Below are 18779 nucleotides of genomic sequence, written 5' to 3'. Positions count from 1 at the left end.
GAGTTGGACATTATTCCTGATGATACAAATCATATCAATCATTATAAAACAAAAACCATGACTGTAAACAGAACCTTTGGAATTGGCTTGGAACTGAATGAGCCAGAGGTGTCAGAGAAAAAGAAGATCCAATACATCAACCTGAAACTGGCAGCCGATGGTTATCCCACTTGCAATACCGGAATCAAAACAGATTTAATCGAAATTGCAAAACCCTTATTGAATAACTATAACATCAAATCACGTTTGTTATCCAATAATACGTCGCCGATGGGCACGCGTATCCGGGAATTCCTGGATTCGTACCTAAGTGATGTTCCGGGTGATAATTCCATCAACTGGCCTGAGAATCCTTTCATCCTTGACCGTTACGGTTTGGCTCGTATCATTTCTATTCCTCCGGGAGCAGATTATCACGAGACCGACATCATTAAAACTTACCGTACAGCTCAGGGAGTTTTGAACAACCCGAAGGAAGACCGTCGTACTACGAAAGGTGTTTTCCACGTGGTCGAAGGCGGTTTGCCAATTCCTGATGATAAAAAAGCAGTGCCAAAAGCAACGTTCACAAAGTTGTTGCAAGCTGCTTTGAATCCACCTAAAGATTTAATGCGTTTGCCATTTACTGCAAATCTGGAACAACCGGCTGAATTGTTTGTAAGCCTGATGTTGCGTCCGATCGTTGTGCCTGAAGTGCCGGGAGTCATCCGCGAAAAATCTATGGAAGTTGCTTTCCTTGCACCGGGTTCACTGGTTTCTAACCTCGATTTCGTTGAGTCTATCTTCGGAAACGCTGGCGATCCTTTCTTGCCGGAAAACGATGCAGCTCTGGCTCCTGAAAACTGGACCGGCCACACTGGCTGTGTGATCCTGGCGACTCACCTGACTCAGTTGACGAAGAAAGAATTGGGTCTGCCGCATTACGACAATGCAACCGAACGTCAACGTCGCGACAGCATGTGCTGGAAGTCGGAAGACGAAAAATACAACGACGGCAGCGCATTCAAAATTACTTGCCGTGACGAGCGTGGTGTTGTTATCACGATCATCGCCGACAACTACTACGGTTACTGTAAAAAAGAAGTGAAAACCATGATCAGCTACTCGGCTAACCTGTTTGGTTACGCTGAAGAAGAACACGCTGGTGGTGCGATTGCTTACCGTAGCTACAACCTGGGTGAAAAATGCTACCTGGACGAACGTATTCCTGCAAACGGAATGAACTTCGCTTCGTTCATTTACCAGTTTGCCGACCTGATCGATCTGCAACCGGAAGGTTATGCGATCGATAAAAATCACTCGAATGTACTGTATGTGCCGGAAGATGCTGTTTTCGACCTGTCAAGCCAGTCTATCAGCTGGAAACAAGGTGGAGAGAAAAAGTCAATCAAACTGTTGCCATACAAATACTATATCTATCCGAACGGTTATCGGATTGAAATGAAAAAACGTTTGGAAGGACCGAAGTGGCACCTGACCGGAACATACGCTGAAGGAACTTTGTGCCACAAGCCATGTACCGTTTCTGGTGGTGGTAAATCGGAAATTTCAAAATCGATCAAAGATGCGATGATTCAAGGATCGTACATCGTTGGCGATTTGAACGAAGACCTGGACATGGTTGAAAAAATCATGGCTCACGACTTTTCAAAACGTTTTAAAGTTCCTGCAGACTATTCGGTTAACAAACCACGTCACATTTTGAGCCCGCGTCGTTCATTGGGATCTGTAATCAAATTGTTGACTCCGTCAGAACTTTATACAGACGAATACAACGACTGGTTGACTTCGTTGCCACAACGTATCAAAGTGTTGATTTACGTTATCAAAGGTAACTTTACAGAAGAATGGGATGCTGACTGGCGTAAATTTTTCTCGGTTGACAAAATCAATGGTACACCGGGTAACGAGTTGAAGTTCCAAAGCAGCAAATTGCTGTCGAACTACTTACGTGTTGGTCACGAAGAAGATGGTTCATGGCGGATCTTCCTGATGCGTCAGGATTTCAACCCATCAGCAAAAGTTCAGGTTGAAGATGACATCACTGCTTCAATTGTATTGAGTGCGGCGAAACTTCCGAAACTGAACCCGGAATACAAAAACCCGAGCGTTAAAATCGTGAAAAACTGTGAGGCTCGTTTGTTCCAGCGTCCTGATGACTGTATCATCAAAGGATACGACAAACAAGGCGAAAAAGACCTGTCGAGCCCGGGTACATTTACATCGAACTTCCAACCGTTGACTCGCGCTGAAGTACAAGCAATCAAGGACGATGCGATTGGTTTCGAATTGTACACACAGCCTGTAAAAGATATTATCAATAACTTCCTGGAGAGTGATTCTCCTGAATATTTGGTGGTTCCGTCTGAACCGCGTTTGGTGAATGGTAAGCCGTCGAAAAACCCACGATACCTGCAAACGCGTCCTGACCTGGTAGACCCGATGGAAAAATATGTTGGTGAGATTACTTCACGTATCTTCCGCAAAATTCCGCTGGATCAACCGTTGTACCAACCGGTTAACGCTGTATTGCCAGGACGTCGGAATAACCCGGCCGAGCCTGAGAACAACGTTCCGCCGTTGGCCGTTTACAGCCCGATCCACTACCAGGAATTACCAGAATTGTTCATCGATTTCATGTGTTCAATCACTGGTAAATCTCCATCTACAACCGGTTTCGGTTCAGAAGGTGCTTTGACCAAAGGACCGTTCAACAACCTGTTGCCGTCAACCGACCTGAACAACGCGTTCCTGTCGTACATCCTGACCGGATACGGTGGTTTCAGTACTGCTGCCGGTTACGTTGGACCAAAATACAAAGTTGATCACGACGTGAGCTTGTTGATCCCGGAAATCTGGTGTCGTATGTCTGTTGAAGAACGCGATCCGAAATTCCTGATCGAAAACGGTTACATGGAAAAAGTGGAAGACTTTGACTACAAAGGTCGCAAAGTAGACGCCAGCTTGTTGGGTTACCGGATTACCGTGAAATTCGTGAAGAACTTCATGGCTCGTATCTTCAGTAAACCGGATGCTGTATTCAGCGAAGACATGTTGCGTCCTGAATTGCAGGATATGGAAATGTTCGTTGCGTCAATCGACAACCTTTCAATCACTCAAAAACGTGTGGCCGAAGGTTTGATCAAGGACGGATCTGTTGAGCTGTTGTGCCCACCGTTGAAAGCGTTGGTACACATCATGATCGACGGAACTTACAAAGGAAAAGACCGCAATGATCCGGAAATTCGCGAAATGTTTACACCTGAAGCTGTTTTGAGCAGTGACTGGTACAAAGCTCGCCTGGTTGAAAAACAAAAACGCGATGTTGCATTGTGGACGAAAAACGTGGCTTATATCGAAGATATTTTGAGCCGCAAAAACTTCGCCGCAACAGCTGTTCGTTTGGACTTGCCTTCAAAATTAGCGTTGGCCAAAACGAAACTGGAATCGGTTAGTAGCCCTTCATACCTGGATGAATTGAAAGGTTCGTTAGGTGCAGATCCGATGAAACCTATTGCTGATTAATTTCGATTAATTTGAGATATATGAAAGGGAGTCCGATGGGCTCCCTTTTTTTATGGCGATAAGTTTGTGTTACGAACCATTAATTTTGCAGTTTGTGGTTGGGCATTGCGACAGGTGGCGACTAATTTTGTGTAAAATTAAATGACATGATGGATCTTCGTTATGCAGTAGTTGGAACAGGGGCCTTAGGAGGTTTCTATGGCGGGAAACTTGCTGAAGCAGGTAAACAGGTTGACTTCCTTTTTAATTCGGATTATGAGCAGGTAAAACAGCAGGGTTTGCGTGTGGATTCCGTTTCCGGTGATTTTTTGCTCAAGCCGGTCGCAGCCTACAATTCGACCAGCTCAATGCCGAAAGCAGACGTAGTTTTGGTATGTCTGAAAACAACCAATAACGGGCTTCTGAAGTCGCTTCTTCAGCCTTTGCTGCATGAGAATAGTGTCGTCATTTTGATCCAAAACGGTTTGGGGATTGAAGATGAACTGAGAGAGATGATGCCGGATATTCAAATTGCAGGTGGCCTGGCTTTCATTTGTTCCAATAAAATTGGTCCCGGCCACATTCATCACCTCGATTTGGGTAAACTAATCTTAGGATCCTATAATTTGAAAGACAAGTCGGTGTTGGAAAAGGTTGGAGAAGATTTTAAACAGGCAGGAGTGCCTTGCCAGATTGCAGAAGATCTGTATTTTGCCCGCTGGCAGAAGTTGGTATGGAATGTTCCTTTCAACGGATTGACGGTTGTTCTGAATTCAACAACAGATCGAATCATGAACGTGGACTCGAGCCGGAAACTGGCCCATGAGATGATGTACGAGGTGATTGATGCAGCCAATGCTTGCGGTGTTTCGCTGAAGCGGGAGTTCGCTGATAAGATGATCGAAATGACGGCGAAAATGACACCCTACGCACCGAGTATGAAACTGGATTACGACTTCAAACGCCCGATGGAGATTGATGCGATTTACAGCCAACCCTTGCAGCATGCTGCAAAAAAGGGATTCAAAATGGAAAAAGTAGAAGTGCTCGAAAAGCAGTTGCGTTTTTATAATTCCATCAATGGGTTTTAGAAAAAAAGATCATGATTCTGGCAGGATACCAAAAGGGATGAAAGTTGCATGTTTTCCGGAAGACTGTTGTGCTGTTGTCACAATTTGTCAGGTTTTCAATTCGTAGCTGCTCAATAGAATAGTAACGAACAGCTTTGCTGCTTCGCGGCTTTGCGTGGACTGATTTTCCCCGGAAAAAAGGACATCAGAAATCTGATGCCCCTTTTTCAGTATAAATCCATAAAACTAAGAATGGCCTTTCACTACAATTCTCATAATCTTGTAGTTCAGCCTCAAAAACTTGTATATCTGGTAGATGAAATTCGTACGCCAGTATTTAGTTGCTTTGGTCGGAACCGGAGGGTAAAACTCGTCTTTGTAAGCTTTTATTTCTTTTTTATTTTCCATGGTTGTCTGTTTTAATTATTCTGGAAGAAGCCACCAGAACGGGTAGCCTTTGGCTTTGTGAATAAACATGTAGTGCAGGAAAAGTTTGATCCAGTGGCCGGCCAGACCAACTTCACCCACAGTTGCTTTTATATCGCGTCCCCAGTCGGGGAATCGCTGCCAGTCGGGCACAATCGGTGAAACGGTCATCGTAGCACCCAGGCCTTTTGTCATGCTGTAGCCCGCCGAGACAATACAGGCAGCACCCATCCGTCCCATGCTCGCGGTATGTTTGTGTTCTGTTCCGCCGTGCTTGATGAAGTGTGAGATATTTTGAGCGACAATCTTGCCTGTAACACCCGATGGCATGCCGGTTCTTGGAGGTGCTGGAGTGATGGCAAGACCTGAAGGGCTTTTCATAGGTTTTGAGATTCCATGAGGAGGCGCAAAAGCAATGCCGGTGGCGTACATGTTCGGGTAAGCGGGACTTTGGTAGGTTTGGGGCCAGTCTGCGATGCTCCAGTCTTCATAGTCCCGAGGGGTGTAATCGGCGTCTACTTTCATGAATCCGTTTGCGGCAAATACCTTCGACGTGATGTCGTCGCCGGTTTTCGAGAATGCTTTGAAATCCTGTCCTTTGAATGCCGGAATTAACATGGCAAAATCAAACTCCGCGGTTTTTTGTTCGCCGTTCAGAGTCTCGTAATGTGCCACGCCCTCTTCCAGTTTTGTTACGCCAGCCCGTTTGATCCATTTAATGTTATTTTCGGTTAGCACGGATTCCGTAAAGACCTTGGTTGGAGTGACGTATCCGCCGCGTTTGATAAAGGCGCCACCCATGCCGAAATCGCCCAATTCGTATTCGTTGGAAATCCAGGTGATTTCAGCCATATGGCTTAGTTTTGCACGTTTCAGTTCGAAAGCAATATTCAGCGCATACTCAAACGCTGCACCCTGACAAGTGGCCATTGGGTGCCCGGTTCCGATTAGCAGGCGCTGCTTTTTACCGGCTTTCATGGCCTCCATCGCTTTGTGCAACGCTTCCCAGGCATGGGCTGCATGATCGTATGCACAAACGGAATATGAGAACTTTCCGGGGCCTAGTCCCGGCGTTGCATCGAAGTTCAATTTTGGGCCAGTGGCGTTGACCAGGTAATCGTATGTTACCTTTTCGTGTTGACCTTTTTGTTCGTTTGCAACATATTCAATCGTAACAAAGGGAGACTCGGACTGCGAATCGCCTTCCGGATAAAACTCCAATGCTTTGGCTTGCTTGAAGATTATACCCCATTTGTCGTATACTTTTTTTAGCGGAAACCGAACCTGTTCAACAGTCATTCGGCCAACGCCCACCCATATGTTTGAAGGAACCCACTGGTAATAACTGTTTGGCGAAATAACAACAACCTCGTGCTTTTTTCCCAACATCTTTTTGAGGAACGATGCGGCGGTGTGGCCCGAGATTCCGGCACCGAGAACAACCACTTTTGCCATAAGTCTTAATTTTAGATTAAACGGACAAATGTTTGAAATAAATATACGCGAAAAATCTACTTGTTCGACTTATGCTGTTGTAGATCAGGTTTAGTGGAAAAAGAAAACCCGGTCGAATTGGACCGGGTTTGTATGCAGTGTGTTGAGCGATTTCTTATTTGATACCGTGCATCATGCGCTTCAGCCACGGTGATAAAATAACGAGGATAACAGCGATGATAGCCGACTGGATGGCAATCATCCAGAATACCTGGATGTCAGCACCCATCGCTTCTTGCAATTTAAGCGAGATTGCTTTCATTTGCGAAGCCACGAAGTTACCTGCAGCAAACGATCCCATCCAGATTCCCATCATGGTAGATACAAGTTTCGGAGGCGATAATTTGGTCACCATTGAAAGTCCGATTGGAGAAAGACAAAGTTCGCCGAATGTGTGTAGCATATAAACCAGGCATAACCAAAGCGGGCTAACCAAACGAACAGCGTCGCCATGTGTTGAACGAGTAAAGGCTAAAGCCATTACCACAAAACCGGTTGCGAGGAAAATCATACCCCAGGCAAATTTCATCGGTGTATTCGGATTCAGTTTGCGTTTGTCCAGAATAGTCCAAAGCACGCTGAAGATTGGTGCAAAAATAACGATGTAGATCGCGTTGATCGATTGGAACCAGGTTGCCGGGATTTCCCAGCTACCGATCATACGCTGAGTATTGTCGCGGGCAAAAATATTAAATGTTGTACCAGCTTGTTCGAATCCGGCCCAGAAGAAAATGTTGAACAAAGCCAGGATGAGGATTACACCAATTCTTGACCATTCAGCTTTACCCGATGTGCCTTTGAAGATATTTGTTGCCAGAATGAGGACACCACCGATCGCAAGTACGTAGATAATGATGGTTGTTACCATTGATGGAAGTGCGCTCCATCCGAGGATTACACCGAAAATCAGTGCGACAACACATCCCCAGTAAGTGAGAATGCCGAACCAGTCTTTCACAACCAAACGAACGCGTTCAGCTTTTACTTTCGGAGGCATACCAATGTGCCCCAGCGTATGACTGCGCAGGAAAAACCAAATGGTTCCGATCACCATACCGACACCGGCTGAAAGGAACCCGTATTGCCATGCAACTTGCTCCCCCAGCTTACCTGCTACCAGCGGCGACAGGAATGCTCCAAGGTTAATCCCCATGTAGAAAATGGTGAAACCACCATCTTTGCGTGGGTCGTTGTTGTCGTATAATTCACCAACCATCGTCGAGATGTTGGGTTTGAAAAAGCCGTTACCGGCAATCAGAATACCCAAACCTGCATAAAATAAAGTTTGTCGGAATTCCAAATCAACATCGCTTCCGTGGATCCACGCACTTGCCGACAGCAGGAACTGTCCGGTTGCCATTGTCAAGCCACCGATGTAAATCGACTTACGTTGCCCCAAAACCTTGTCGGCCAGAATACCGCCGATAATTGGAGTCACATAAACCAAACCGGTGAAAATACCATAAATGGTGAAGGCATCCTGTTCGTTCATTCCAAATCCGCCGGAGGCGAATGTTGCAGTCAGGAAAAGTACCAGCAAGGCACGCATGCCATAGTAACTGAACCGTTCCCACATCTCACTGGCGAACAGCGTTGACAAACCAAGTGGATGTCCAAAGAAAGCTTTGTTCTTATCTACACTCATATTTTCCGAATAATTTTGTTTTATAGCCAGCAAAAGTATCAATTATCGATAAACAATTTGTTGAATCTTGTCATGCTTTTGACATTCTTCTGCCGTATAATGTTCGAATTTCGAGATAATTTTCTGAATTTTGATAGAAATATTCGGTTTTATTCTTCGGGGTTTCAGCAATTGGGATTCAGATCAACAGGACGCAGAAAGGCTGCAAAAAAGTTTAAAGCGAGATTTTATGAATAAGATATTTTCAAGTAAACAGATTGCTTCGATTGATGAATTTACCATCCAAAATGAACCCATTGCAGATATCGATTTAATGGAACGGGCATCGCTGCAAATCGTGAACTGGATGATTCAGCGCATTTCGAACGAACGGAAGCTTTTGTTTTTCGTTGGTCCAGGCAACAATGGCGGCGATGCACTGGCCATTGCGCGTCTCATGGCTGAATACGATTATTCCTGCTCCGTTTTCATACTCGACTTTGGAAAGCCGCTGAAAGGATCACCGGAGGTAAATGAAGAGCGTTTGAAAGAACAAGGCAAAGTTGGGGTTTCGTATATGCAGGTTGAAAGCGATTTCCCTGAAGTTGAATCCGGCGCTTTGATCATTGATGGTTTATTTGGCTCTGGCTTAAATCGGCCGTTGGAGGGAGTTGCCGCTGAACTCGTTGCTTATTTGAATCATTCTTCGGCCGAAATTCTGGCAATCGATATCCCGAGTGGTTTGTTTGCAGAAGACAATTCAAGCAATAATCTGGATCATGTTATCCGGGCCAACTTCACGCTCACTTTCCAGTTCCCGAAACTCAGTTTCTTCTTTCCTGAACACGAAGCCATTTTGGGCGAATGGGAGGTGCTGCCGATTGGTCTTCACCCCGAAGCCATATCCAAATTCGAAACGCCCTATGGTTTTGCTTCCGCTGGTTTTGTAGCGGGGAAGCTGAAGAGTCGCGCGCGCTTTTCGCACAAAGGAACCTACGGGCATGCTTTGTTGATTGCCGGAGCCTACGGAAAAATGGGAGCCGCCGTGTTGGCATCAAAAGCTTGCTTGCGCTCCGGTACGGGTTTACTGACCACGCATGTGCCGCACTCGGGTGCGCCGATTCTCCAGACGGCCGTTCCGGAAGCCATGTGCTCCATCGACGCTTCGGATTTGATGTTCACCGAGTTTCCGAAGTTAGAGCAGTTTTCGGCAGTTGGTATTGGGCCCGGAATCGGCACAAAGCCAAACTCGCAGCGGGCGTTGCGTGAATTGTTGTTGGCAAAACCTGGGGCATTGGTGATCGATGCCGATGCGATCAATATTCTGGCTGCTCACCCGGAATGGTACGAGCTGTTGCCCGAACATACCGTGCTGACACCACACCCAAAAGAGTTTGAGCGGCTGGTCGGGCCTTTTGCCGATTCGTACACGCGATTGCAATTGCAGCGGGAGTTTTCTCAAAAATACAAAGTCGTAGTCGCGTTGAAAGGCGCATTTACCAGTGTGAGCTTTCCGGATGGTAACGTTTGTTTCAACACTACCGGCAACCCGGGAATGGCCACCGCCGGTAGCGGTGATGTGCTGACCGGTATTGTTTTGGGGCTGTTGGCGCAAGGCTACACGGCGGTGGAAGCTACTTTATTGGCGGTCTGGTTGCACGGCCTTGCTGGTGACCTGGCAGCCCAATCGTATGGATACGAGTCGTTGATCGCGGGAGACATCACTGAAAACCTAGGGAAGGCGTTCTGTCAACTAAAAGACTTTTGAATAAATTAGATTGTAAAAGGGCAGGGGATGACGATTGACAGGATTTTCGCTGATAGGCGAAAGCGAATGACCGACAATTTTAAATCAATTGATAGCGCATTTGATTCCCGATTCATTACTTTTGGGTTCGCCGAATGTTAAAATGAAAATTTTAGTATTCTGAGATTAAAAATCCTTTTTCAAATTTCTCTTGATCGAAAACAAAGAGAACAGAACCATGAAATTAAACACGAAGACCATGAAATTCAGATTCATTTTATTTTTTCTGCTCGCTGGTATTTGCCTGCAAACCGAGGCACAAAGAAGCGATAAGAATACGGCTCCCGCAATGACTGACGGAGTCGTTTACAGCCTCCCGCGAACAGGAATCCGGATACACGTAACGGCAACCCGGGAGAAGCTTTTTGCCGGGCCATATGCCCAATTTGCCGAAGCGATGCTGGGATTGAAGAATGCGCCGATGGCCGATCGCGAACAATGGACAATTACCGGAGTGGAGGTGGAAACTTTCAGCGAGCCGGATCCGGATTGCGTTTACAAAGCCAAAGGTTGGGCCGGAGCTTTGGTTAGCTTAACGCCGGAAGGAGTCATTGCCGGAATTAATGCACAGTCAGAATCGACAGCGATGGCTGCCCCCGTAACAACGTTCCTGGAAGATCAACCTGTGCCTGATTTCCCATTTAAAGATTTGTCGATGAATCCGTTCTTCGAGAAACCGGACTCGACTTCCAGAAATGTGCTGGTTGCGAAAACTTTGCAGGAAAAAGCGCAGGAAGCTGCCCACACGGTAACAAAGTTGCGCAAACGTCGTTTCAAAACATTGGCGAACGGATACGATGAGCAATTACCTGATGGCAAAGCCTACAATGTGATGGTTGAAGAACTGGGCAAGCTCGAAGACGAATACGTTTCGCTGTTCATTGGAAAAAGCTACACCGGGACTTATCACTATACCTTCGATTTCATTCCCGACAATAATTCGGCCTCGGGAGAGGTGGTTTTCCGTTTCTCGGATACCAAAGGGGTGCTTCCAAAAACCGATTTAAGTGGAAAGCCGATGCAAATTGAGCTGAAAAAACTGGATGGCTTGGCTGCATCGCAAAGCAAATTGAAGTCGACAGCGGCAAGTTCGAGCGAAGTTTATTACCGAACACCAGGCAAGGCTGAGCTGCGACTGATGAATGGTGTCAGCCTGATGGCCTTCACCCGTTTGGATATTGCGCAGTATGGAACTGTTTTATCCGTTCCCGAAGAATTGCTCGATGGAACCCATCATATCCTCTTTCACCCCGAAACAGGTGCGATTAAAAGTATAAGCACAAAATAATCTGAACCGGATTTGAGTGAAAATGTTGAATTGTTAGTTCCGAATGTACGGAACTAAATTGTTGAGCCAGTTTGGAAGATGGTGATAAGTCTTGTCCGGTAATCTGAGAATCTGGCAGTCTGAAAATATAAAATAATTTGAAACCCAATGAGTAACGAAATTAGCAAGCTCGAGCCCACGGCGCTTTGGGAAAATTTCTATGCGCTGACGCAAATTCCGCGTCCATCGCATCACGAAGAAAAAGTACAGGAATACGTCTACAACTTTGGCGTGAACCTGGGGTTGGAAACAACGAAAGATAAAGCAGGAAACATCATCATCCGCAAGCCGGCAACTCCCGGTTTCGAGGACAAAAAAGGTGTGATTCTTCAAGCTCACCTGGATATGGTGCCGCAGAAAAACAGCGATAAGGAACACGACTTTGTAACCGATCCAATCGAGACTTACATCGACGAGGATTGGGTGAAAGCCAATGGCACAACGCTTGGTGCCGACAATGGGATTGGTGCAGCGGCTGTTATGGGCGTATTGGCTTCCACATCGTTGGAACACGGGCCGATTGAGGCTTTGTTTACTGCAACCGAAGAGACCGGCATGGACGGTGCCGAAGGGCTGAAAGCCGGTGTCATGAAAGGTGAAATCATGCTGAATACCGACTCGGAAGACGAAGGCGAATTGTACGTTGGCTGTGCCGGCGGTGAAGACCTGACAGTCGAGTTTGAATTCAAGAAGAAGGAAATGCCGAAGAATTTCATCGGTGGCCGGTTGAGCGTGACTGGTCTGAAAGGCGGCCACTCGGGTATGGATATCATCCTGCAACGGGCAAATGCCAATAAAGTATTTTTCCGTATCCTGAACATGGCCTTTGAGAAGTGCGGTGCCCGACTGATCAGCATTGATGGCGGAAGCCTTCGGAATGCGATCCCTCGTGAGGCATTTGGCTTATTGGCAGTGAAAAAGAAGAAATGGGACAAGCTGACCAAGTTGGTGGCAAAACTCGAAAAGGAAATCAAGGCTGAATTTGAGCTGAGAGAACCGGATATGAAGATTGTCCTTGAGCCGGAAGATGTGATCTCGAAGTTGATTGACAAGCGCACGCAGTTGCGTCTGACCAAATCGATTTTGGCTTGCCCGAACGGTGTCATTCGGATGTCAGACAGTATGCCGGGGCTGGTGGAAACCTCGTCTAATCTGGCCGTTGTGAAATCCGACGCGAAACACAAAACAATCAGATTGGCTTTCCTGATGCGTAGTTCCATCGACAGTGTGAAAGCTGATTTCGGACAACGCATGAAAGCCCTCTTCTCAATGGCTGGTGCTAAGGTGAAATTCAGCGGAGCTTACCCGGGCTGGAACCCGAATATGGAATCACCAATTCTGAAAACCATGCAAGCGGTTTACGAGCAGAAGTATGGTAAAATCCCGGAGATTAAAGCCATTCATGCCGGGCTGGAATGTGGAATCTTGGGAGGTACTTATCCGAAGTGGGATATGATTTCTTTCGGTCCGACAATTCGCTTCCCGCACTCGCCTGATGAGAAAGTAAATATCCCATCGGTTGCGAAATTCTGGGATTTCATGGTTGAGACCCTCAAGAACGTTCCGGTAAAAGAAGCAGTTGTTGAAGAAGCACCTGTCGCTGACGAGTCTGTTTCCGAGAATTAGATCGATTACAAAAATATCCGAACAGAAGATCCGGCCTTTTCAAAGTGCCGGATCTTTTCTTTTACAGCGTGGCGTTTATGCTTTCTTTTTTGATGTGTTTATTCCCATTGGCTTATAAAGGGGGCAAAAACGAACTAAACTCGTTAGGACGAAAACTGCCGCCAGAATCAATAAAATAATACCAATTGTGCCGGAGATCGTTCCTGTGAAATAAAGTACAGCAATGATTGCTGCAATAACTACGCGGATCAATCTGTCCGCAACACCCATGTTTTGTTTCATAATTCGTTTTTTACAGTTAGCGTTAAAATGAAAATTAGTAGTCGTTTAATAGATACTTTTTGATCTTGCTACGTCGAAAAGCGTTGACTTGTTGTCGCTAATTTTGTAATTTACTGAGGAATATGAAATTATTAAAATGAAAGACATGAAGAAAAATGCGATTCTGATATTTTTTATTTTCGTTTTGGTCGCTGGTTTTACCGCGACCGTTTCTGCACAGTCATCTGTAGACATTATTACGAAGTTGAATGGCGAGGAAATGAAAGGGAAAGTCACAGCGATTGAAGGAGACGAAGTTAAATTCGTATACGAAGGCGAGACGTTGACTTATTCCGTGAAGAAGGCAGATATCAACAAGATTCAATTTGCGAGCGGCCGAACACAGGTATTCAATGAAGTGAGTACTGTAGAAGCTGCGGCGCCAGATCAAGGAGGGATGGATATTCAGCGAAATTTGGTTGCAGTGTTGCCATTTTCGTACATCGGTGAAGGTGGCGCTAAGGATGAAAAGCTGAGTAAAAAGGTCCAGTCTGATTGTTACAACCTGTTGCTCAAATTTGCCCCGCGTTTCACGCTTCAGGATCCGTTGAAAACCAATGCATATTTGGCTCGCCAAGGGATTGATCACAGCAATATAGATGGATTTTTGCCGGAGGAACTTTGCCAGATTTTAGGTGCTGAATACGTTGTTGTGGGATCAATATTGGTTGATTACAAAGGCACTACAAACTATGGTAGTACGAGTACGGAAACCAAGAAGAATGATGAAAAAAACAAGAAAAGTACTTATTCCAGCAGTTCCAGTTCGTCAACTGAGCAGTTCGAAACGCAGGTTGATGTGAAAATATACACCAGCGACGGACAGAACATCTCGTCTCAGGCGCGACGGTCGTTTTGGCAAACAGAAGATGCTTACCAGGCCACCTTGCAATATCTGATTAAGAGAAGTCCGTTATACAGTAAGTAGCTTATTCGAAAGGAAATATTCAGCCCAATGATTTCATTGGGCTTTTTTTACCCTCTTTAGTCGCTAAAAATGAAGAAGCCCACGCCACCGGGATCGACAATGATAATGTTGTCGACAATTCCCTGGTCGTTAAAAACGGTGATTTCTTCCTGGATAGGAACACCGAGATCGCGTATCCTTTGAATGATTTTCGGGTTTTCGGTTCCGTTGAAATAACTGACTGATGGATTATAGAAAAGGTGCGGACAACTCAGGATTTTTAGGATCGATACAACAAATCCATCGTGCCCGATCAAGCTAATCCAATCGTGTTCGGGTGATCCGGCGACAATTTTGAAACCCAGTTTCAGCCAAATGGCAGCCGACTTTTTGAAATCAGTTGTTTCAAGACTCAGGCCAGAGAAGTTGCCCAGCACTGAAGGTGGGATGGACGACAAATCGTAGTTGAGGGGCGTGTAGCATTCTTCTAAATAGATTTTGCAACCCGATGGATCGGCTAACAGAAAACCTGTTGGGGTTTGAATGACATTCGTTAGTTCTTCCAACTCATCGGCAACCGAGCGCCAGCTTTCAGCACAGATTTTCAGGCCTGCTCGTGCATGTCGCTCGGGGTTCACCTGAATGATGACTTTCCCGTCGGAAAACAAGGTTTTTTCGTTGAGCTCGATCAGTTCGAAGTTCAACCTGGAGTAAAAATCGATGCTGTTGTCCAGTTTGTTTGTCGGCGTTTGAAGGATACATTTCATAGGATGAGATTGATTGATAGGCAGCATTTCCATCGACTAAGATGGAAATGCTGCATCAATTATAAGCTTTTAATTTCGGTTACCAATTTTTGCAGGGTGTCTTTGGCATTACCAAATAGCAAACGCGTCTTTTCTCCGAAGAAAAGTTCGTTTTCGATACCCGCATAGCCTTTTCCGCGTCCCCGCTTCATGACGATAATGTTTTTAGCCTCATGCGCTTTTATAATCGGCATCCCGGCGATGGGGCTCCCCGGATCGGTAATGGCCGCTGGGTTGACTACGTCGTTGGCTCCGATAACGACTACCACATCGGTATTGGGCATGTCGGGGTTGATGGCGTCCATTTCCACCAGTTGTCCGTAAGGAACGTCGGCCTCGGCCAGCAAAACATTCATGTGCCCCGGCATGCGTCCGGCAACCGGGTGGATGGCGTAGCGAACGTTGACGCCTTTGTTGGATAGCAGTGTGTCCAGCTCGTGGCAAACGTGCTGTGCCTGCGCAACCGCTAAGCCGTAACCGGGAACGATCACTACAGACTGAGAATAACTCATCAGGATGGCAGCATCGCTCAAGGTCATTTCTTTCATTTCACCCTGTTCTTTGGCTGCTGATGATGGTCCGCCGCCAAATGCTCCAATGATCACATTCAGCAATGAGCGGTTCATCGCACGACACATCAAAACGGTTAAAATTGTTCCGGCGGCACCAACTAAAATACCGCCCAAAATCATGGCCTGGTTGTGGTAAATGAAACCCGCCATGGCCGCAGCAATACCGGTAAAACTGTTTAGTAGGGAAATGACAACGGGCATGTCGGCACCGCCAATGGGCATAACAAAGAGAACACCGTAAAGGAGCGATAGAACCATCAACAGGTAAATGGCCCAATTCAGGTCGGCGGGTGTTTGGCCAGAGAAGAGCATCCAGATGGCCAGCCCAAAGGTGACGAGCATCAAGAGTATATTGACGTATTTCATCAATCCGGAGCGAATGTCGCCGACTTTGCCGTCCAGCTTGCCGTAAGCTATCATACTCCCGCTGAATGCAACGGCGCCGATAATCATCCCCAGCAGTGTGACTAAAACCGATCCTTTGTTGCTCATATTCGCGTTGGGGAATTCGAGCAGGGCGACCAGCATGGAGGCGGCACCACCGGTTGCATTGTAAAACGAAACCAGCTGTGGCATGGCCGTCATTTTAATCTTTCGGGCCACAATCCATCCTACCACGGAGCCAACGCCAATAGCCGCTAAAATAATCCAGACATTGGCCATGGGAATGGGAGTTCCGCTATCGGTTTTATGCAGAAGCAAGGTCGTGAGCATCCCCAGGAACATTCCCCCGGCAGCCCAAAGGTTTCCGCGGCGGGCCGTTTCCGGATGGCTAAGCAACTTCAACCCAAAAACAAATAAAAGAGCAGCGACCAAATAGCTTAGTTCCAGTAAAGTTTCGCCCATCGTGAAGGGCGCTCCGTTTAGCGTTCCGATTACCTGATTCATGTGCCCTCCTATTTTTTCTTCTTTTTAAACATTTCCAGCATCCGGTCGGTCACCACAAAACCACCAACTACGTTGAGGGTGCCGAAGATGACAGCCAGAATTCCGAGAACCAGTTCGAGCGAAAGGCGCGAGGCATCGGCGTGTCCAACCAAAATAATTCCTCCAATGATGATGACACCGCTGATAGCGTTAGCGCCCGACATGAGGGGAGTGTGCAAGACAGAGGGTACATTGGAAATGACTTCAATACCCAAAAAAACGGAGAGGGCGATAATGAAAATGGCTTCTTTGTAAGTAAAGAAAAACTGTAATATGGCTTCCATGATTTAGTCGATTACTGATTTGACACGTTCGTTGATGATTTCTCCCTGGTGGGTGATACAGGTTCCGCGGACAATTTCGTCGTCGAAGTTGAGGCTCATCTGTCCGTCTTCGGTGATTAGCAGGTCGAGGAAATTGGAGACGTTTTTGCCAAACATTTTGCTGGCATCTTTGGGCATTTGTGCCGGGTAATTGGATTGGCCGATAATGGTGACACCATGATGAACGACGGATTTGTTGTCCTCGCTCAGTTCGCAATTGCCGCCTGTTGATGAAGCCAGATCGATGATGACTGAACCCGGTTGCATGCGTGCAACGACTTCTTTCGAAATTAGCAGTGGGGCTTTTCGACCCGGGATTTGAGCCGTACAGATTACCACGTTTGCTTTTGCAGCATGCTGGTCGATGGCTTCCTGTTGTTTGCGTTTATATTCTTCGGTTTGTTCAATGGCGTATCCTCCGGCCGCGGCATCTTCTTTGGCGCCTTCCACTTCCACGAAACGGGCGCCCAAACTCATCACTTCTTCTTTTACGGCAGAGCGAACATCGAAGGCTTCGACCTGCGCTCCCAATTTTCGGGCAATGGCAATCGCTTGCAGACCGGCAACTCCGGCTCCCAAAATCAATACATTGGCCGGGCGAATGGTACCTGCGGCCGACATAAACATGGGGAAAAAAGAGGGGAGGTGGCTGGCTGCATCCAAAACTGCTTTGTAGCCGGCAATGGTTGCCATCGACGAAAGCACATCCATGGCCTGTGCGCGGGTCGTCCGCGGAACGGCATCCATGCTGAAGCTCGAAATTCCCGCTCGCAGAAATGCGTTGACAAGATTTTTATGCCACAGCGGTTTGAACTCGCTCAGCCAAACCTGGTTTGTTTTCAGCGTGGCAATCAATGTTTCGTCGGGCTCTGAAATTTGAACGAGCAGGTCCGATTTTTCGAGTACTTCTGTTCTCGTCAGGATTGTTGCACCTGCTTCGATGTAGCTTTCGTCAGGGTAAAAAGCATTGGTTCCGGCGCCTTGTTCCAACAGCACCGAGACTTTCCGCGCGAGCAGTGATTTCACGTTTTCGGGGATCAGCGCCACCCGGTGTTCGGGCTCGGCATCTTTCAGGACTCCAATAATCATAAGTCGTGTATTTAGGTTGATAGTCAGTGTCCGTTGCTGTATGGCCTTACTAATTTACTGAACCCTCAGAAGCAGGCAAATCTTTTGATCTGCTGTTCAGCTACTTATTTTTGCGCGACACAATTTTGAGTGAATTGGGCTTAGAGAATCTTCAACTTTTTGGAGAATTAATGGCGAAAAAACGGAGCTTAGTCGGCAAAGAAAATATCTTTGTGAGCTGATTTAAAAAGAATAGCATGCAAACTTGGTTTGAAGTAAAAGTTAAATACGTGAAAGTCGACCAGGATGGTCGCGAGAAGAAAGTGGGCGAGTCCTTTTTGGTTGATGCCGTGTCGTTCACCGATGCGGAAGCCCGGATCATTCAGCAAATGCAGCAGATTATCCGCGGTGAGTTCCAGATCGACAATATCAAGAAATCAAATGTCATTGAAATCTTCCCGGCCGAGAGCGGTGAGTTTTGGTACAAAGCGCGTATCGCGATTGTGACAATTGACGAGAAAGCCGGTAAAGAGAAGAAGATTAACAACTACTTTCTGGTAGCGGCTGATGATTTCAAAGAAGCTTTCCAACGTTTGGAGGAAGGGCTTTCTTATATCCTGGTTCCTTACCACACGACTTCGATGGCACTGAGCCCGATTGTTGACGTTTTCCCGTATTTCTCGGATGACCAACCACAAGATATTCCACCACATTTGAAACCGATAAAAGAGGTTCGGGAAACGACTGAAGACTTATTGGCGTCGGAAGAATTTGAAGAAACCGAAGAGTTTGACGAAGACGAGAACTTCGATGATGATCCTCCGATCGCAGATGGAGAGATTGATGAAAACGAATAAAAAACACAGGCCCGTCTGATTCGCTCAGTCGGGTCTGCTTTTTTAGAGAATACCACAGATTACAATGCGGCGGGCGCATTACGTTTAGTCAACGTATAATCAATTTACGATATTCATTTC

At 46.5% G+C, this 18779-nt stretch carries 15 protein-coding genes; 7 read left to right on the top strand and 8 right to left on the bottom strand.

Going from position 1 to position 18779, the window contains the following annotated elements; all coding sequences use genetic code 11:
* The first annotated feature begins 57 nt into the window (after positions 1-57).
* Both BC643_RS07940 and BC643_RS07935 read left to right on the top strand, forming a co-directional pair.
* Positions 58-3525 (top strand): hypothetical protein, encoded by a 3468-nt coding sequence (locus tag BC643_RS07940; protein WP_120274202.1) that lies wholly within the window; start codon positions 58-60, stop codon positions 3523-3525.
* A 146-nt stretch (positions 3526-3671) separates the two neighbouring features.
* Positions 3672-4595: a putative 2-dehydropantoate 2-reductase gene (locus BC643_RS07935; RefSeq protein WP_211338012.1), complete on the top strand. Its 924-nt coding sequence runs from the start codon at positions 3672-3674 to the stop codon at positions 4593-4595.
* A gap of 225 nt (positions 4596-4820) precedes the next feature.
* Here the strand turns inward: BC643_RS07935 and BC643_RS23385 are convergent, their stop codons facing one another.
* The 3 genes from BC643_RS23385 to BC643_RS07925 all read right to left on the bottom strand — a co-directional run bounded on the left by BC643_RS23385 (position 4821) and on the right by BC643_RS07925 (position 8139).
* Entirely contained in the window at positions 4821-4982 is a 162-nt protein-coding gene (locus BC643_RS23385) for a hypothetical protein (RefSeq protein WP_170154497.1), read from the bottom strand.
* Between the two features lie 15 nt (positions 4983-4997).
* Positions 4998-6455, bottom strand: coding sequence for an NAD(P)/FAD-dependent oxidoreductase (locus BC643_RS07930; protein WP_120272578.1), 1458 nt, complete (start codon positions 6453-6455; stop codon positions 4998-5000).
* Between the two features lie 154 nt (positions 6456-6609).
* Positions 6610-8139, bottom strand: coding sequence for a peptide MFS transporter (locus BC643_RS07925; protein WP_120272577.1), 1530 nt, complete (start codon positions 8137-8139; stop codon positions 6610-6612).
* 229 nt (positions 8140-8368) lie between these two features.
* On the opposite strand from BC643_RS07925, the gene BC643_RS07920 reads away from it, so the two are divergent.
* The 3 genes from BC643_RS07920 (at position 8369) to BC643_RS07910 (ending at position 12878) form a co-directional block, all read left to right on the top strand.
* The gene (locus tag BC643_RS07920) at positions 8369-9886 is read left to right on the top strand and encodes an NAD(P)H-hydrate dehydratase (protein WP_120274201.1); all 1518 of its coding nucleotides are present in this window, start codon (positions 8369-8371) and stop codon (positions 9884-9886) included.
* Positions 9887-10124: 238 nt separating this feature from the next.
* A complete protein-coding gene (locus BC643_RS07915; RefSeq protein ID WP_170154496.1) occupies positions 10125-11213 on the top strand; it encodes a DUF4831 family protein in 1089 nt (362 codons plus the stop codon).
* A gap of 147 nt (positions 11214-11360) precedes the next feature.
* Positions 11361-12878 (top strand): aminoacyl-histidine dipeptidase, encoded by a 1518-nt coding sequence (locus BC643_RS07910; RefSeq protein WP_120272575.1) that lies wholly within the window; start codon positions 11361-11363, stop codon positions 12876-12878.
* Positions 12879-12953: 75 nt separating this feature from the next.
* Here BC643_RS07910 and BC643_RS07905 read toward each other — a convergent pair whose 3' ends face one another.
* Entirely contained in the window at positions 12954-13160 is a 207-nt protein-coding gene (locus BC643_RS07905) for a YgaP family membrane protein (protein WP_120272574.1), read from the bottom strand.
* 145 nt (positions 13161-13305) lie between these two features.
* Here BC643_RS07905 and BC643_RS07900 point away from each other — a divergent pair, with 145 nt between their 5' ends.
* Entirely contained in the window at positions 13306-14127 is an 822-nt protein-coding gene (locus BC643_RS07900; RefSeq protein ID WP_170154495.1) for a hypothetical protein, read from the top strand.
* 56 nt (positions 14128-14183) lie between these two features.
* On the opposite strand, the gene BC643_RS07895 is transcribed toward BC643_RS07900, so the two are convergent.
* Genes BC643_RS07895 through BC643_RS07880 form a run of 4 tightly spaced genes read right to left on the bottom strand, consistent with a single transcriptional unit; the run spans position 14184 to position 17823 of the window.
* Complete coding sequence (locus BC643_RS07895; protein WP_147377167.1) at positions 14184-14873, bottom strand: hypothetical protein; 690 nt, start codon at positions 14871-14873, stop codon at positions 14184-14186.
* 59 nt (positions 14874-14932) lie between these two features.
* Positions 14933-16372, bottom strand: coding sequence for an NAD(P)(+) transhydrogenase (Re/Si-specific) subunit beta (locus BC643_RS07890; protein WP_245994893.1), 1440 nt, complete (start codon positions 16370-16372; stop codon positions 14933-14935).
* An 8-nt stretch (positions 16373-16380) separates the two neighbouring features.
* Entirely contained in the window at positions 16381-16695 is a 315-nt protein-coding gene (locus BC643_RS07885) for an NAD(P) transhydrogenase subunit alpha (RefSeq protein WP_120272571.1), read from the bottom strand.
* Positions 16696-16698: 3 nt separating this feature from the next.
* A complete protein-coding gene (locus tag BC643_RS07880; protein ID WP_120272570.1) occupies positions 16699-17823 on the bottom strand; it encodes a Re/Si-specific NAD(P)(+) transhydrogenase subunit alpha in 1125 nt (374 codons plus the stop codon).
* A 236-nt stretch (positions 17824-18059) separates the two neighbouring features.
* Here BC643_RS07880 and BC643_RS07875 point away from each other — a divergent pair, with 236 nt between their 5' ends.
* On the top strand, positions 18060-18659 hold the full coding sequence (locus tag BC643_RS07875; RefSeq protein WP_120272569.1) for a DUF4494 domain-containing protein: 600 nt from the start codon (positions 18060-18062) through the stop codon (positions 18657-18659).
* The last annotated feature ends 120 nt before the right edge of the window (positions 18660-18779 follow it).

It is taken from the genome of Mangrovibacterium diazotrophicum (assembly GCF_003610535.1).
Taxonomy (GTDB): domain Bacteria; phylum Bacteroidota; class Bacteroidia; order Bacteroidales; family Prolixibacteraceae; genus Mangrovibacterium; species Mangrovibacterium diazotrophicum.
The sequence above is the reverse complement of the archived record's forward strand: the minus strand, read 5'-3'. Positions and strand labels throughout refer to the sequence as shown.

What these genes read in the sequence shown, in the direction of transcription:
- BC643_RS07940 (WP_120274202.1), top strand. Translation starts at nt 58, where the DNA reads ATGACTGTAAACAGAACCTTTGGAATTGGCTTGGAACTGAATGAGCCA.
- BC643_RS07935 (WP_211338012.1), top strand. Translation starts at nt 3,672, where the DNA reads ATGATGGATCTTCGTTATGCAGTAGTTGGAACAGGGGCCTTAGGAGGT.
- BC643_RS23385 (WP_170154497.1), bottom strand. Translation starts at nt 4,982, where the DNA reads ATGGAAAATAAAAAAGAAATAAAAGCTTACAAAGACGAGTTTTACCCT.
- BC643_RS07930 (WP_120272578.1), bottom strand. Translation starts at nt 6,455, where the DNA reads ATGGCAAAAGTGGTTGTTCTCGGTGCCGGAATCTCGGGCCACACCGCC.
- BC643_RS07925 (WP_120272577.1), bottom strand. Translation starts at nt 8,139, where the DNA reads ATGAGTGTAGATAAGAACAAAGCTTTCTTTGGACATCCACTTGGTTTG.
- BC643_RS07920 (WP_120274201.1), top strand. Translation starts at nt 8,369, where the DNA reads ATGAATAAGATATTTTCAAGTAAACAGATTGCTTCGATTGATGAATTT.
- BC643_RS07915 (WP_170154496.1), top strand. Translation starts at nt 10,125, where the DNA reads ATGAAATTCAGATTCATTTTATTTTTTCTGCTCGCTGGTATTTGCCTG.
- BC643_RS07910 (WP_120272575.1), top strand. Translation starts at nt 11,361, where the DNA reads ATGAGTAACGAAATTAGCAAGCTCGAGCCCACGGCGCTTTGGGAAAAT.
- BC643_RS07905 (WP_120272574.1), bottom strand. Translation starts at nt 13,160, where the DNA reads ATGAAACAAAACATGGGTGTTGCGGACAGATTGATCCGCGTAGTTATT.
- BC643_RS07900 (WP_170154495.1), top strand. Translation starts at nt 13,306, where the DNA reads ATGAAGAAAAATGCGATTCTGATATTTTTTATTTTCGTTTTGGTCGCT.
- BC643_RS07895 (WP_147377167.1), bottom strand. Translation starts at nt 14,873, where the DNA reads ATGAAATGTATCCTTCAAACGCCGACAAACAAACTGGACAACAGCATC.
- BC643_RS07890 (WP_245994893.1), bottom strand. Translation starts at nt 16,372, where the DNA reads ATGAATCAGGTAATCGGAACGCTAAACGGAGCGCCCTTCACGATGGGC.
- BC643_RS07885 (WP_120272571.1), bottom strand. Translation starts at nt 16,695, where the DNA reads ATGGAAGCCATATTACAGTTTTTCTTTACTTACAAAGAAGCCATTTTC.
- BC643_RS07880 (WP_120272570.1), bottom strand. Translation starts at nt 17,823, where the DNA reads ATGATTATTGGAGTCCTGAAAGATGCCGAGCCCGAACACCGGGTGGCG.
- BC643_RS07875 (WP_120272569.1), top strand. Translation starts at nt 18,060, where the DNA reads ATGCAAACTTGGTTTGAAGTAAAAGTTAAATACGTGAAAGTCGACCAG.